General features: G+C 41.3%; 14 protein-coding genes. 3 read left to right on the top strand and 11 right to left on the bottom strand.

Annotated elements, in window-relative coordinates:
* Nucleotides 1-8: 8 nt before the first annotated feature.
* Nucleotides 9-1274 (top strand): cation:proton antiporter, encoded by a 1266-nt coding sequence (locus ACS8FB_RS12425; RefSeq protein WP_299221373.1) that lies wholly within the window; start codon nt 9-11, stop codon nt 1272-1274.
* 156 nt (nt 1275-1430) lie between these two features.
* On the opposite strand, the gene ACS8FB_RS12420 is transcribed toward ACS8FB_RS12425, so the two are convergent.
* The 3 genes from ACS8FB_RS12420 to ACS8FB_RS12410 form a co-directional block, all read right to left on the bottom strand.
* Entirely contained in the window at nt 1431-1997 is a 567-nt protein-coding gene (locus tag ACS8FB_RS12420; protein WP_439263300.1) for a DUF2127 domain-containing protein, read from the bottom strand.
* On the bottom strand, nt 1990-3171 hold the full coding sequence (locus ACS8FB_RS12415; protein WP_439263338.1) for a dihydroorotase: 1182 nt from the start codon (nt 3169-3171) through the stop codon (nt 1990-1992). The genes ACS8FB_RS12420 and ACS8FB_RS12415 overlap by 8 nt, the downstream gene beginning before the upstream one ends.
* Before the next feature lie 135 nt (nt 3172-3306).
* Complete coding sequence (locus ACS8FB_RS12410) at nt 3307-4383, bottom strand: aspartate carbamoyltransferase catalytic subunit (RefSeq protein ID WP_439263298.1); 1077 nt, start codon at nt 4381-4383, stop codon at nt 3307-3309.
* Nucleotides 4384-4770: 387 nt separating this feature from the next.
* On the opposite strand from ACS8FB_RS12410, the gene ACS8FB_RS12405 reads away from it, so the two are divergent.
* Nucleotides 4771-5754 carry a class 1 fructose-bisphosphatase gene (locus tag ACS8FB_RS12405; RefSeq protein ID WP_439263296.1) on the top strand — a complete coding sequence of 328 codons (984 nt, stop codon included), beginning with the start codon at nt 4771-4773 and terminating at the stop codon, nt 5752-5754.
* Between the two features lie 127 nt (nt 5755-5881).
* Nucleotides 5882-6676: a TrmH family RNA methyltransferase gene (locus ACS8FB_RS12400; RefSeq protein ID WP_439263294.1), complete on the top strand. Its 795-nt coding sequence runs from the start codon at nt 5882-5884 to the stop codon at nt 6674-6676.
* A 115-nt stretch (nt 6677-6791) separates the two neighbouring features.
* On the opposite strand, the gene ACS8FB_RS12395 is transcribed toward ACS8FB_RS12400, so the two are convergent.
* The 8 genes from ACS8FB_RS12395 to ACS8FB_RS12360 all read right to left on the bottom strand — a co-directional run bounded on the left by ACS8FB_RS12395 (nt 6792) and on the right by ACS8FB_RS12360 (nt 14217).
* Nucleotides 6792-7724 (bottom strand): electron transfer flavoprotein subunit alpha/FixB family protein, encoded by a 933-nt coding sequence (locus ACS8FB_RS12395; protein ID WP_439263292.1) that lies wholly within the window; start codon nt 7722-7724, stop codon nt 6792-6794.
* 93 nt (nt 7725-7817) lie between these two features.
* Nucleotides 7818-8567, bottom strand: a complete 750-nt coding sequence (locus ACS8FB_RS12390; protein WP_439263291.1) for an electron transfer flavoprotein subunit beta/FixA family protein — start codon at nt 8565-8567, stop codon at nt 7818-7820.
* A gap of 278 nt (nt 8568-8845) precedes the next feature.
* Entirely contained in the window at nt 8846-9430 is a 585-nt protein-coding gene (locus tag ACS8FB_RS12385) for a DUF421 domain-containing protein (RefSeq protein WP_439263289.1), read from the bottom strand.
* 209 nt (nt 9431-9639) lie between these two features.
* A complete protein-coding gene (locus ACS8FB_RS12380) occupies nt 9640-9852 on the bottom strand; it encodes a cold-shock protein (RefSeq protein ID WP_058368296.1) in 213 nt (70 codons plus the stop codon).
* A gap of 269 nt (nt 9853-10121) precedes the next feature.
* A complete protein-coding gene (locus tag ACS8FB_RS12375) occupies nt 10122-10550 on the bottom strand; it encodes a hypothetical protein (protein WP_439263287.1) in 429 nt (142 codons plus the stop codon).
* Between the two features lie 322 nt (nt 10551-10872).
* The gene (ilvC, locus tag ACS8FB_RS12370; protein WP_299221398.1) at nt 10873-11889 is read right to left on the bottom strand and encodes a ketol-acid reductoisomerase; all 1017 of its coding nucleotides are present in this window, start codon (nt 11887-11889) and stop codon (nt 10873-10875) included.
* 121 nt (nt 11890-12010) lie between these two features.
* On the bottom strand, nt 12011-12505 hold the full coding sequence (gene ilvN, locus ACS8FB_RS12365; protein WP_299221401.1) for an acetolactate synthase small subunit: 495 nt from the start codon (nt 12503-12505) through the stop codon (nt 12011-12013).
* Nucleotides 12505-14217, bottom strand: coding sequence for an acetolactate synthase 3 large subunit (locus ACS8FB_RS12360; protein WP_439263337.1), 1713 nt, complete (start codon nt 14215-14217; stop codon nt 12505-12507). Before ACS8FB_RS12360 ends, ilvN begins: the two co-directional genes overlap by 1 nt.
* Between the last annotated feature and the right edge of the window lie 824 nt (nt 14218-15041).

Raw genomic sequence — 15041 nt, 5'->3', positions numbered from 1 at the left:
CTGCTTTTATGGCATCTGCAACCAGCCTGACCATACTTGAGATTAGCGCTATTTTCTTATCAGTAACGGCGATATTGGCTTACATCAATCATCGCTTTATTGGCTTGCCAACTACAATCGGGGTCATGGTTATCTCTATTGTCTTATCCATGATAGCGATTTTTTTAGGATTTTTGGGCTTCGATCAGCTTATTGACTATGAGGTGAGTTTATTAGATCAACTAGATTTCACTGAAGTCTTACTTGATGGCATGCTATCTATGCTCCTGTTTGCCGGGGCTTTGCACGTCAATATTGGTGATTTGAAGCGTTATAAACTTCCTATAGGTATTCTTGCATGTATTGGTACGCTAGTATCAGCCGTGCTGATCGCTACTGCCCTTTACTTTATGCTACCACTCCTCGGTTTTGGGCTGCCTTTCATTTGGTGCCTATTGTTTGGTGCTCTGATATCGCCTACAGATCCTATTGCGGTTATGGGAATATTAGCATCAGCGGGAGCACCAAAGAGTATCGAGACAGTCATCGCTGGCGAGTCACTATTCAACGACGGTATCGGCGTTGTCATATTTGTCCTATTGCTCGGTATCCTATCTAGTGGTGATATTCCCACGGTTAATTATGTGGCACATACTCTAGCCGTTGAGGCTGGCGGCGGTATTATTTTTGGCTTGGTACTTGGCGCTATTTTGTACTATTTACTCAAAAGCATTGATAGTTATCAAGAGGAAGTACTGTTGACGCTGGCAGGGGTAATAGGCGGTTATGCATTGGCCAGTCATTGGCATTTATCTGGACCACTTGCTATGGTGATGATGGGGTTAATGGTCGGCAACCGTGGTCGTGAGCTTGCGATGAGCGATAAGACTCGCCATTATATCGATCTGTTTTGGGAGCTGATAGATGAGATTTTGAATGCCATTTTATTTGTACTGATCGGTCTTGAGGTGGTCATTATTGCCTACTCGGGCAATCTATTTATTGCTGGAGGTTTGAGTATCATGATTGCCTTACTTGCTCGCCTTATCGTCGTCGGCATGACTACTAAAACCTTTAGTCGACAGCTACAACTGCCTGAGGGGGCATGGAAAGTATTGACCTGGGGCGGGTTACGCGGCGGCATTTCGGTGGCTTTAGTACTACAGCTACCCTCAGGGATGGAGCGTGACATTTTACTGGCGCTTACCTATGCTGTCGTCGTCTTCTCTATCTTGGTACAAGGGTTAAGCATTGGTAAAGTCGCTAAGAGGATTCAGCCTGTTATGCATAAATAGCGATTAATTTAGCTAATCAGCTTATCTAAACCATACAATTAACGCTATATAACTATCGAAGTAGTCAGCGAGATATATAGCCATGACGTCATACTGGTTTCCTAGTGCCAATCTCTCAACAGCACAGCTGCTCTATGATAAGGTTTGCTATCAAGGTTATATCAAACCTTTACGTTTCATATTACGATAGACCACAACGACAATAATAATATTTAGTAGTAAGATTCCCAGTTTGAACCAATCAAATGGGCTCACTATTAAGTAGTAAATCTCAATAGGAATGAATATTCCATAACCGATAACGCTAAACCAGTACGCCCATGTTTTATCTTGCCATAACCCATAAGCTTCAATAAAACGCAGACTGACATAAGCAAAGATAAACAACAAAAAAAGTGACCAGTTTTTACTTGCTTGCTGGGCAATTTGGACGATACTGTCAATTTGTGGTGACAACAGGCTGCCAAAGCGTTGTTGCCATGAATCCGATGCTTGGGCCAGCCAGCGCTCAAGATTAGTATGCCAAAGCCATAACGCAAAAGCCCCTATCAGCGCGCCCGCCCCTTTGACAATCTCGTATACTGCAACCGCTTTAATCGATTCGCTAGATTCGCTGTCTTTGGTCGCTTTGTTCGACAAACTATCGTCATCACCTAATAACTGATGACTTTCACTTGCTATAGAAGGTCGTGAATTGTCATTATGCTGGGACGAATTAACCAAAGAAGGTCTCCACGACTCGGCCTTGCAGATGCTGGTTAAAAAACGGGGTGTTTTTGCCGTTCGATAACATGGTATCTACTGTCACCTGCCACTCAAGATTAGGATCGACTAAGATTGCACCGCCCAAGCTCTCATATTTGGTACTTATTCCAGCAATTTGCGCAGGGTTGATGCAAATCTTATCTACTAGCTGCTCTACTGTTAATACCTTATCCCGTACTAATTGACAGGCTAAAGCCATAAAGGTGTCGAAATTTGAGATACCAGGTGTACTCTCAGCGAAAGGTGCTTTTTTGGCTGTAGAATTTAGGGGTTCATGATGACTGCAAATGGCATCGATAGTCCCATCTTTGAGGCCACGTAGCAGTGCTTGTTGATCAGTGTTACTACGTAATGGCGGTAATACATAAGCTTGGGCATTAAAGCCTTCTAGATTGTCATCTGTCAAATATAGCTGATGCATCGCCACATCACACGTTACTGGCAGTCCTTTGTCTTTTGCCCAGCGCATCAGCTCTACTGAAGACTTACAGGACAATTGACTAAAATGAGCTGCAATACCCGTCTCCTCTACCATCAATAACTGGGTAGACAGGGCGACGGTCTCAGCGATCCAAGGAATACCTTGCAGACCGTGATAAGAAGCAATGTAGCCTTCGTGTGCAACCCCATTGCCGGATAAACTTGGCTCATCAGGATAAAAAAACACTTTCATACCAAAGGTTGCGGCATATTCTAACGTCCGTAACAATACCAAATCATTATCAAAAGGCCTGCGCGCATTAGAAACAGCAATACAGCCTCCTTTTTTAAGACCTGCGATATTAGAGGGACGCGTCCCTTCTAGACCTGCTGTCAATGCGCCAAGTACATGCAAATAAATACCACCATCTTCAAGTGCACGTTCACGCAAACCTTTGAGTAGTGAGCCATTTTCTAAGATAGGGTTGGTATCAGGTGGAATCACTACATGCAAAAAACCATTGCCACGGGCAGCTCGACCTTCAGAGGATAATGTCCCATGTTGCTGCTGTCCGGGTTCGCGTAGGCGTGCGCACAAGTCTACTAATGGAGGTAATAACCAAGTCTCACGACCAGTCTCAAGGTTTGTAAGTTTATTCATCGTCTCATTCGGTAACGATTTCTTAAAGACGTTAGGAAGTAAATTTATCATCTGTGCATCAGTAGTAATGGGGTCAGTCATGAGCTTGTTACCATATCAATAATTAAATAAATAGAATCGATTCATCAAACGTCTAAAGTTTACATTACAAAATATCAGCTGTTAACGTCATTGGTTAGGTGTCTTTTATGAGTTTCTTGCTGTTTGATGAGCGCGTTGGCCTTCCATGGCAAGTGATAATACAGCCATACGAATCGCTACACCATTACTTACTTGCTCTAAAATAACAGACTGTGGACCATCGGCTACACTTGAGGCAATCTCAATACCTCGATTCATCGGACCTGGATGCATAATTAGAGCATCAGGTTTCGCAAGCGCCACCCGTTCAGGCGTAATACCATAATGTTTGTAATATTCACTTGATGAGGCCAGTAGCGGCGAGCCAATGCGCTCATTTTGTATTCTTAATCCCATGATGACATCACAGTCTGTGACGCACTCATTCATATTTTCATACACACGCACACCGTAACGCTCAATTCCCTTAGGTAATAGCGTACGTGGCGCGCAGACGCGAATATCTTTGACACCTAAAGTTTGCAGCGCATTGATATCGGAGCGCGCGACTCTTGAATGCTTAATATCACCGATGATAGCAACTGATAGCGCCTCAAACGGGCGCGGCGCGGCGCGATGAATGGTCAGCATATCTAGCATCCCTTGGGTCGGGTGCGCATGCCAGCCATCACCGCCATTGATAATAGCGATATCTGGTGTCACCTCAGTCGCCATAAAATGCGCAGCCCCTGATGCAGAATGCCTGACTACAAAAATATCAGCTGTCATTGCCTGCAAATTCCATAGAGTATCGCGTAGACTTTCGCCTTTTTTTGTACTAGAGCGCGCAATATCAATGTTTAGCACATTGGCTCCAAGACGCTTTTCTGCCACCTCAAAAGTAGTGCGGGTACGGGTCGAAGGCTCAAAAAACAGATTCATGACTGTGCAGCCTTCAAGCTCAGGCCGATTGATCAGCTGACCATTTTCATCAAAGAAAGTTTCAGCTTTAGCAATGATGGCTTGTAGTTGTGATTTATTTAGCCCTTCTACGCCCAAAAAGTGACGCAAACTTCCATCTTGGTTTAACTGTGGACGACTAAGGGAAGTGTTGAGTCTCTGATGGACAGTATCATGGTCAAATGTGGCGTATTTGGATGGTGATACAGTATTTGTAGATGTATTTTTTTTGGAAGTTGGCATAATGGCAAGTCTTTATTATGAGTTTATATCAAGTCAATCATAACGATTTATTCGTTCACGACTATGACCATGTGTACAGACACGAGGACATTTTGGCACTTATTTGCTACACTTTATCGCAGTAGCCTATGTCATCTTACTTGCTTTCATAAATAACCCACTATCTACGATAATAAGCAGCAAGTCTGACTAAATTATCAATAATAATAGACATAGTGTAGCTGATTTTGCATGCAGGACAAAGATAACGTGCCTGCTATTTGCATATTTACTTATTCAACCAAAGTTTTAGCTGAACATATTCTAAGTCATAAGCTTAATCTAGCGTATTTCTAAACCTTATGATTTTTTATCTTAGACGACTTCTTCCCTTTATTAGGAACTACTATGACGACTTTAGCCCAATATTTAAAAGCACAAAAAACTGACTCTGCCGTAAGCGATGTTATCACTACTGTCACAGAAGTTGGTAAAACCATTTCACAACTGCTCAGAAAAGGAGCGTTAGCAGACATTTTGGGCGAAGCAGGCAATCAAAATGTCCAAGGTGAAGAACAAAAAAAACTGGATGTATTGGCCAATGATTTATTATTAGATGCTTTAGCACAAAACGAACACTGTGCAGGTGTGGCGTCAGAAGAGCTAGATGATGCAACCCCTGCCAATGCAGATGGTAACTTACTCGTATTATTTGACCCACTTGATGGCTCATCAAACATCGATATCAATATGGCGGTAGGCACTATTTTCTCTATACTCCCCTACCAGCGCCAGGGCCAAACGAGTGAAAATAGCGACTTTTTACAAGCGGGCAACGCACAGCTGGCAGCAGGTTACCTACTATATGGCACATCGACCATGCTGGCACTGACGGTAGCGGATAATGTAGTGATGTTTAGCTTAGATCCAGATAGTAACGACTACATACTAGTAAAAGACAATGTACAGATCGACGCAGATACTAGTGAATATGCTATTAACAGCTCAAACTATCGTTATTGGCGTGCTCCTATGCAGCAGTATATTGATGAGCTAACCGCTGGTGATACAGGCGTACGTGGTCGTGATTTTAATATGCGCTGGGTAGCCGCTATGGTTGGCGATGTGCATCGTATACTATGCCGCGGTGGGTTATTCACGTATCCTTTTGATACAAAGTATCCAAACAAAGCTGGCAAGTTACGTTTAATGTACGAAGCCAATCCTATGAGTTTACTCATCGAACGCGCAGGCGGCAGTGCGACTGACGCCACCAATCGTATTTTAGATATATCCCCAACCGACATCCACCAGCGAGTCCCTGTCGTCCTTGGTAGTAAAAACGAGGTTGACTATGTCAAAGACTTACATATCAAGTATGACAATAAATAGTACGCATTATCATTACTTATTTATAATGTAATCCTATCCACCAAGCATGACCAGTCCTATATTAAAAAGTATTTTGGACTGGCTTGTTCTTAATGTTGTTAACTTTACCTTTTTTAAGCGGTCAATTATGTCAATAGACTCTACCGAGCTGATAACTTCAGATAAAAACCCTTCAGTAAAACTCGTAAAAGCGCTGTTGTCTCAAGCTCGTCAACGTAAAAAACAAGGGCAGACTGTACTTGAAGGTGTGCATCTTATTGACGCAGCTCTACGCAGTGATTATCCATTTGTTCAAATACTACTCGCACAATCAGCTCACCAGCATCCTGAGGTTCAGCAAGTTCTGACACGTCTGCCTACCCACACAAGTGTTTTGACGTTGTCCGATGCACTTTATGAGGGCATTCGAAGTCTCGGTACAGGTATCGATATTATGGGAGTCATAAACGTACCTGTGCCAAGCTTAACGGTGATAGATTACGACTGCTTGATTTTAAATGATGTACAAGATAGTGGTAACGTCGGTACGCTACTACGTACCGCAGCCGCAGTTGGGATAGAAACAGTACTCTGTACTAGCGGCACGGCCCAAACATGGTCACCCAAGACATTACGGGCGGGAATGGGCGCGCAGTTTGCGCTCACTATTTATGAAGGTTTGAGTGTTCAAAATATCCTAAAGTGTGTAAAAACCCCTTTATTGGCAACCAGCTCACATACTGATACTTTGATTTACGAACATGACCTTACCGCTCCGACTGCTTGGATCATGGGCCATGAAGGTCAAGGCGTCTGTGATGAGCTAATGCAATGTGCAACTCCTATCGCCTTACCGCAGCCCAATGGACAAGAGAGCCTTAACGTTGCGGTCGCAGGTTCGCTCTGTCTTTATGAAACGCTACGTCAGCGCCGTTATAGTTAAACTCATATACAGTTAATATAGAATAGTTATATGAGCTTGGTGTTTAAACTTAAAAAATCCCGCTATCGTTGATAGCGGGATTTTTAGATTGTCTTTTATAGATCATCTATCGAACTTAGACCTTACTAGTAAGCTCAGGTATCGCGTCAAATAGATCAGCTTCTAAGAAGTAATCGGCAACACTTGCGATTGGAGATTCTGGGTCATTGTTAATAGCGACAATAACTTTTGAATCCTTCATACCTGCCAAATGCTGGATAGCACCTGAGATACCAGCTGCGATATATAGATCTGGCGCGACAATTTTACCCGTTTGACCGACCTGCATGTCGTTAGGGACATAACCTGCATCAACCGCAGCACGCGATGCACCAACCGCAGCGCCTAGCTTATCTGCTAATGGCTCGATATATTTGGTGAAGTTCTCACCATTCGCTAAGGCACGTCCGCCTGATACAACAATTGAGGCTGATGTCAACTCAGGGCGATCAGAAGCTGCCATTTCTTCATTGACAAAGCTTGCTTTGCCAGCATCTTGTACATTATCGATTGTCTCAACAGTAGCAGAACCGCCTTCAGCAGCCACTGGATCAAAAGCCGTTGTACGTACGGTCAATACGATTTTATTTTCCGTCGTCTTGACCGTAGCAGTCGCATTACCAGCGTAAATAGGACGCTCAAAAGTTTGAGCATCTATGACAGCAGAAATCTCTGACAACATACTGACATCCAGTAAAGCTGCTGTACGTGGCATAAAGTTTTTGCCAGTGGTCGTTGCTGGTGCAATAATATGGCTATAGTCTGCAGCAATATCTGCAACCAATAACGATATATTTTCTGCCATTTGATGTTCGTAAGCTGCGTTATCTGCCAATAGCACTTTGCTTACGCCTTCAGCTTTTGCTGCTTCGTCAGCCGCCGCTTGATTACCACTGCCAGCAACCAATACATGAATATCATCACCCATTTGCTTAGCAGCTGCAATAGTACTTAGAGTCGCCTTTTTTAGACTGGCATTGTCGTGTTCTGCATATACCAAAATTGCCATTTTTTTGTCCTTTATTTATTTGTTCATGTCGTCAGATAGCTTTTAAATACGGCATTTACAGTACTAACACTCTATAAATGCGTCAGCGAAGTCTTAGATTACTTTCGCTTCATTTTTTAGCTTATCGACCAACTCATCAACTGAGGCTACCGTAATACCAGCTTTACGCTCAGCAGGTGGCATAACTTTAACGATTTCTTGCTTAGACGTCATCTCAACACTAAAATCTGCTGGCGTTTTCTCATCAAGAGGCTTTTTCTTAGCTTTCATGATATTTGGCAGTTTTGCATAGCGTGGTTCGTTTAAACGTAAATCAGTTGTAATCACTGCAGGTAGAGATAGCGCCACTGTCTGTAAGCCACCATCAACTTCACGAGTCACATTTACGCTATCACCTTCGACTTTTACTTCAGAAGCAAACGTACCTTGACCAATACCCATTAAGGCTGCAAGCATCTGGCCTGTCTGATTATTGTCATCATCAATCGCTTGCTTACCTAACAAAATAATATCCGTGCTTTCTTGTTCAGCAATGCTTTTTAGAATTTTAGCGACTTGTAGCGGATATGGTTTATCATCAGTTTTGACTAAGACTCCACGATCCGCGCCCAATGCTAACGCTGCACGAATTTGCTCTTGTGCTTCTTTTGGTCCAATAGAAGCGACGATGATCTCGTCAATGACGCCAGCTTCTTTTAGACGAACCGCTTCTTCAACTGCAATCTCATCAAACGGGTTGATAGACATTTTGGTATTCGATAAATCCACACCAGAGTTATCAGCTTTTACACGAACTTTTACGTTGTAATCAATGACACGCTTGACCGCGACTAATGCTTTCATACGTTCCTCGTTTATTAATGTTATGAATTGAAAATATAAATCAAAAACTATTGATTTACTTGATGCAAAATATTACTTAAATCTTGTAGCTACGTTTGTCAACGATTATCTGTTGAGCTTGACTTATTAGACCTAACTATCTTGCGTGAGCATCTTAGTAAGGTCAAGACAACGCCGTGAATAATGCGTCATAAATTTGTCACTATTTATATAAAACATGTCAGATGACATAATATATTCATGATTTTATCGTTCAAAATTTATTATTACATATTTAACTATGCTTTGTTCAAAGTATCTTTTTTCATAGAATTTTTAGTAGCGTCAATTAGCAGCTCGCTGTCACGTATATCATTAAATAATGACCAATCTGGTGTTACATCGTTATTTTTAATGACGCTCATATCACCAGTTGTTTCCATGATTACAACAAAAACCTCTGATTTTGATTTAATACTATTTTTACGTAATACCTGTTGGACATCACTAGTGCTCAAGTTAGCTTCTTTTAAGTTGTCCCAAAAATATTCACCATGCGCCATTAAGATTATAGGTTGATTATCTATCAGTGCTTTTAAAGGTTTGATTTTTCGTCTTATCATCGAGACCAAACCTTGAATGACAAATAATGCACCAACTGCACACAATCCTTGGAGTAACGATGGCGTGTCAGATAATACTGTCGATGCCAGGATACTACCAATGGCTACAGTCATGGCAAAATCGTGACTCGATAGCTTGGAGAAGCTACGTAGTCCCATCAAGCGTGTGAACATCATAAGGCCAATATAAAAGCCTACTGCGGATAAAGAGATGCCAACTACCTGTTGCCAATCAATCGAAAACCAGTTTTCCCATTTCATATTATCACCTTACTGCGCCTGCTTATTTATAATCAATCGTTTGTCTACAAAGTTATTTTTTCAATAAAAAAAGCAACCTGATTAGAGGTTGCTTTTTTATAGAGTCTAAACAATATTTTTGTTGTTATACAACAAACTAATCTTAGCTTTTATTTTATCTTTAAAAATGAAAAGTATTGATCAAACGATCAAACTTAACATCAATAAGATTACAGTGCTTCGATTTGCTCAGCTTGTGGTCCTTTCTTACCATCACCTAAGATGAAAGACACTTTTTGACCTTCGGCTAGAGTTTTAAAACCGTTACCTTGGATAGCGCTGTAGTGAGCGAATACGTCTTGTCCGCCGTTGTCTTGAGCGATAAAACCAAAACCTTTAGCTTCATTAAACCACTTTACAGTGCCTTCAACTTTATCTGACATAAATTTTCCTAACTCTTTAACTGTTGATGAGACTTTTGTCTTCACCGATTAATTGACAAATACTTAGTTGAATTTTAAGCAAATACTAAGACTAAAACCAGCGTTATATCTTAACGATATGTGACTATTTTCGTCTACAACTCCCTAAGTACAGGTTTAGTATAGCAGCTTTTATTGTGGTCAGGATGTTAAATTGCGAGTTTTTGTAAAGGTATAGTTGTTCGTTTAGTAAACTTGTGTAACCAAATATAGCCAGTTTAATAACACACTTAAGACTCAAATATGGGCAACCAAGGAAGTGCTAAGATAAATAAACACAACCCAAAGAATATTAAAGCGAATGATTGACTATAAGCAATATACTTAGAAGGTATTACCAAATCCTCAGGAGAGTCTGGAATACCGCGAAGTTTAAGTAAACGTGTTCCATAGATCCAACCAAAGACTGTATAAAGACCATATGCTGCTGGCACAGTCGTTGCCAATGGTGATAAATCAATCACATATATCATGACTACAGAAACGAAAAACCATGAAGTGTCTAATAATGAGCTAAATTGAAAGAACAGAGATTTTGGCAGCTTACCGCTGCTACGTTTAAGCATCTCCCCTTCTATCCAAATCAGAACGGCAACGACAGCGCTGAAAAAAATATATGCGAATTGCGGCGTTAGCCAGTCTGGAAAAGATATTTGCACAGCATATAACCTATAGTATAAATAAAAATAAAGAAAAACGCTCAAAGACCCTTAGATCCAAGCTTATTGTTTTATAAACATTAACTTTTGCATAAGTGGTATATCGGTTGTTTACATTGGGTGTTGATTGTAAGTTTTCAAGCGCTATTTTTTATTACTTCCAAAATTAGTAGGACAACCTTTTATTTTAATTGCAGTACTTGTTTGCTTACTCTAATCAAAAGTAGTAATTTTAATGCTCCTATGACGATGATATGAGGTCAAAAAACCCATGCTATCTATCGATAACATGGGTTTTAATAATAGCTTAGCAGATAACTATTTAGTTCTTGTCTTTGTCGATGATTTTATTACCACCAATCCAAGGCATCATACCACGTAGCTTAGCACCTGTCTTTTCAATCTCGTGCTCAGCGTTGTTACGACGACGGGCCGTCATAGACGGATAGTTGGTGGCACCTTCAGAGATGAACATTTTGGCGTATTCACCAGACTGGATACGTTTTAACGCATTACGCATGGCTTCGCGTGATTGCTCATTAATAACTTCAGTACCAGTCACATACTCGCCATACTCTGCGTTGTTACTGATCGAATAGTTCATGTCAGCGATACCGCCTTCATACATGAGGTCGACGATAAGCTTAAGTTCATGTAAGCACTCAAAATAAGCCATTTCTGGCGCGTAACCGGCTTCTGTCAGGGTTTCAAAGCCCATTTTGACCAGTTCAACAGCACCGCCACATAATACTGCTTGCTCACCAAACAAGTCAGTTTCAGTCTCATCTTTAAAGGTTGTTTCGATAATACCTGAGCGCCCGCCACCAACACCAGCGGCATAAGATAGTGCCAACTGCTTGGCTTGACCCGATGCATCTTGGTAAATAGCGATAAGATCAGGGATGCCGCCACCTTTAACGAACTCAGAACGTACCGTATGACCTGGTGCTTTTGGTGCGACCATGATGACATCAAGATCGCTACGCGGTACCACTTGGTTGTAGTGAATGGCGAAACCATGGGCAAAAGCAAGCGTGGCGCCTTCTTTGATATTTGGCTCAATCACATCATTATAAAGCTGCTTTTGAAACTCATCTGGTGTCAAAATCATGATAACGTCTGCGGCCTTTACTGCCTCTTCTACTTCAGAGACTTTTAGACCAGCGTTTTCAGCCTTTCTCCACGAACCAGAATTGGCACGTAGACCAACTGTTACGTCTACCCCAGATTCTTGTAAGTTCAAAGCATGGGCATGTCCTTGTGAGCCATAACCAATAATAGCCACTTTTTTGCCTTGGATGATGGATAGATCACAATCTTTATCATAAAAAACGTTCATAGGTAGAGTCCTTTTCCTCAATTATGGGAAGCCATGGGTTGTAAATACTTATATCATAATTATTTTTTAAAATAGTAAACAATATAAGCCTAGTAATAAAATGATTTAAAACAGAGTAATATTAGACGCTTAAGGTTTTCTCGCCGCGGGCAATACCAATGACACCTGAACGCACCACTTCAAGCACACGCTCACGACCGATAGTATCAATAAACCCATCAAGCTTAGCGGTATCACCCACGATTTGGATGGTATATAGGTTTGCATTCACATCGACGATTTGAGCACGGAATATGTCAGCGCTGCGTTTAATTTCTTCACGCACACTACCAGTGGCACGAACCTTAATCAGCATGAGCTCACGTTCAACGTGTACATTTTCAGATAGATTCAATACTTTAATTACTTCAACCAGCTTATGCAACTGCTTGGTAATTTGCTCTATTTTTTCTGGTGAAGTAATCGTCGTTACTGTCAAGCGTGAAATGGATGGATCTTCTGTTGGTGCAACGTTTAGAGTCTCAATATTGTACCCACGTTGAGAAAACAAGCCAACCAACCGCGACAACGATCCCGCTTCGTTTTCTATTAATACCGAAATCAGATGTTGTTGCATTAGGTACGCTCCCCTTTTGATAACCACATATCACGCATTGTTTGACCTGCGACTTGCATCGGATATACATGCTCGTTACGATCGACATAGACATCGATGAATACAAGCTTGTCTTTCATGGCCATTGCTTCAGCCAATTGCTCTTCCATTTTTTCAGGGTCAGTAATTTTGATACCAACATGACCATAACTTTCGGCCAATTTAACGAAGTCAGGTAATGAATTCATATAAGAATGAGCATGACGACCCTCATACAACATATCCTGCCACTGCTTAACCATACCCAACTGCGCGTTATTAAGGTTTAAAATCTTAACTGGTAGATCATACTGCAGACACGTTGATAGCTCTTGAATGTTCATCTGAATTGAGCCCTCACCTGTAATACAGACGACATCGCGCTCTGGTCTTACAAGCTTTGCTGCCATGGCATATGGCAAACCAACGCCCATAGTACCCAGACCCCCTGAGTTAAGCCATTGACGTGGCTCATTATAGGTGTAATAAAGCGCAGCAAACATTTGATGCTGACCGACATCACTGGTGATAATTGCATTACCTTCGGTGATTTTGCACAAAGTCTGTACCACATTTTGCGGCTTGATACCATTTTTAGTATCAGTGTCATAACGTAGACCATGACGCTTGCGCCATTCGTTGATCTGCGACCACCAATCTAATAATGCATGTTGTTCTAACTCTTTATCTTCCCCAATAATAGATAACATATCGCTAAGTACAGACTTTACATCACCAACGATAGGAATATGCGCAAAGATAGTTTTTGAGATAGACGCCGGATCAATATCTATATGGATGATTGTCGCATTTGGACAAAACTTCTTGACGTTGTTGGTTACGCGGTCATCAAAACGTGCCCCAACTGCTAAAATGACATCTGCATGATGCATAGTCATATTGGCCTCATAAGTACCATGCATACCAAGCATTCCTAAGAACTGACGATCAGAACCAGGGAAGGTACCAAGACCCATCAAAGTGTTGGTCACAGGCAAGTTCAAGCGATGAGCAATATCTTTTAACTCTTCATGAGCCTTACTCCAAATAACGCCGCCACCTGCATAAACAACGGGACGCTTTGCAGCAAGTAAAGTCTCAACAGCTCTTTTTATCTGACCGCTATGACCCTTAACAGATGGCTGATAAGATCTTATGAACACATCCTTTGGATATTGGTAAGCGTACTTTTCGCTAGGGGCAGTCATGTCTTTGGGCACATCAATAACGACAGGACCTGGACGCCCTGACTGAGCGATATAAAAAGCTTTCTTGACGATTGAAGGTATTTCGCTGGCATGACGAACTTGAAAGCTATGTTTAACGATCGGCCTTGAAACACCAACCATATCCGTTTCTTGGAAGGCATCTTCACCGATTAAACTGCTTGGTACTTGACCTGAAATCACGACCATCGGCACTGAGTCCATAAACGCTGTGGCAATAGCAGTCACTGTATTCGTAGCACCAGGCCCTGATGTCGCTAACACAACGCCAGTATTGCCAGTTGTCCGCGAATAAGCATCTGCCATATGACCTGCTGCTTGCTCATGACGGACTAAGATATGTTCAATATTGTCCTGTTGAAACAGCGCATCGTATATATGTAAAACTGCACCACCTGGGTAGCCAAAAATATATTCGACCCCTTCATCTGTTAGTGATTGCACCAACATTTCTGCACCAGATAGCATCACAGGCTGAGCGCTACCCTCAGCAATACGTTGTTGTTTTTCGTCGAAGTGTTTGGCGGCATTACCCGTTTGAGTATGGCCGGTCATGTTTGGACTTTGCGTGGTTTGCGTCACTGTCATCACCTTATCAATAATATGTGATCACTATGTCAGAACATAACTGTACAATAAGACAGCAAGTTAGCCAAACATAGCAATTTATATGGTCGGTTTTTGATAGGAGTTTATCGATATACGTGACGAAATGCAGATTAAAGCATTTTTAATAGAAGCTTATTATTGGTAAGAAATGTAAGAATATTAAACCGTTGAATATCCAAACCAATGACAACATAAGTGATCTTAATAAAAGTAACATACCGATAAGACGGCTGCACTTTGTATTACACATGACAATATCATAGGGTATATATACAGCAGTTAACTTTTAGCATTTAAAATAATAAGTTTATCTTAGTCATTGTAGACCGATGAGTCCGGAGACAGTAAGTACAGTTAAAAATAAAGACTATGACAGTCATGATTTTTACTACACTGTGCTACTGTCACAAAGAGCATAAAACTGCAGAGACTGCTGATAAGCAGTAACCAGTAATTATCCCCAAGTGCTACGGCAATATCATAAAAGCCGCTCACTGACCAATCAACTAACCTTATATTCGACGGTTTAAGTCCTATTGTCAAGAAAAACTTGTGAAACCCATCCTTAACTATTAGTTATTAAATAATATACATTTGTCATTATTTTTTGTTAGAATCGACATACATTGTATGCTCATTGTAAGTTATACAATAATTCATTTACGCTTATACATGAATGCTTT

The organism is Psychrobacter sp. 1U1, assembly GCF_051847535.1.
Taxonomy (GTDB): Bacteria; Pseudomonadota; Gammaproteobacteria; order Pseudomonadales; family Moraxellaceae; genus Psychrobacter; species Psychrobacter saeujeotis.
This window is presented reverse-complemented; position numbering and strand designations above follow the sequence as displayed.

Excerpts from the sequence above, each read along its gene's own strand:
- ACS8FB_RS12410 (WP_439263298.1), bottom strand. The coding sequence starts at position 4,383 with ATGCCAACTTCCAAAAAAAATACATCTACAAATACTGTATCACCATCC.
- ilvN (WP_299221401.1), bottom strand. The coding sequence starts at position 12,505 with ATGCAACAACATCTGATTTCGGTATTAATAGAAAACGAAGCGGGATCG.
- ACS8FB_RS12380 (WP_058368296.1), bottom strand. The coding sequence starts at position 9,852 with ATGTCAGATAAAGTTGAAGGCACTGTAAAGTGGTTTAATGAAGCTAAA.
- ACS8FB_RS12390 (WP_439263291.1), bottom strand. The coding sequence starts at position 8,567 with ATGAAAGCATTAGTCGCGGTCAAGCGTGTCATTGATTACAACGTAAAA.
- ACS8FB_RS12400 (WP_439263294.1), top strand. The coding sequence starts at position 5,882 with ATGTCAATAGACTCTACCGAGCTGATAACTTCAGATAAAAACCCTTCA.
- ACS8FB_RS12385 (WP_439263289.1), bottom strand. The coding sequence starts at position 9,430 with ATGAAATGGGAAAACTGGTTTTCGATTGATTGGCAACAGGTAGTTGGC.
- ACS8FB_RS12395 (WP_439263292.1), bottom strand. The coding sequence starts at position 7,724 with ATGGCAATTTTGGTATATGCAGAACACGACAATGCCAGTCTAAAAAAG.
- ACS8FB_RS12405 (WP_439263296.1), top strand. The coding sequence starts at position 4,771 with ATGACGACTTTAGCCCAATATTTAAAAGCACAAAAAACTGACTCTGCC.
- ACS8FB_RS12360 (WP_439263337.1), bottom strand. The coding sequence starts at position 14,217 with ATGCTATCTGGTGCAGAAATGTTGGTGCAATCACTAACAGATGAAGGG.
- ACS8FB_RS12425 (WP_299221373.1), top strand. The coding sequence starts at position 9 with ATGGCATCTGCAACCAGCCTGACCATACTTGAGATTAGCGCTATTTTC.
- ACS8FB_RS12415 (WP_439263338.1), bottom strand. The coding sequence starts at position 3,171 with ATGATAAATTTACTTCCTAACGTCTTTAAGAAATCGTTACCGAATGAG.
- ilvC (WP_299221398.1), bottom strand. The coding sequence starts at position 11,889 with ATGAACGTTTTTTATGATAAAGATTGTGATCTATCCATCATCCAAGGC.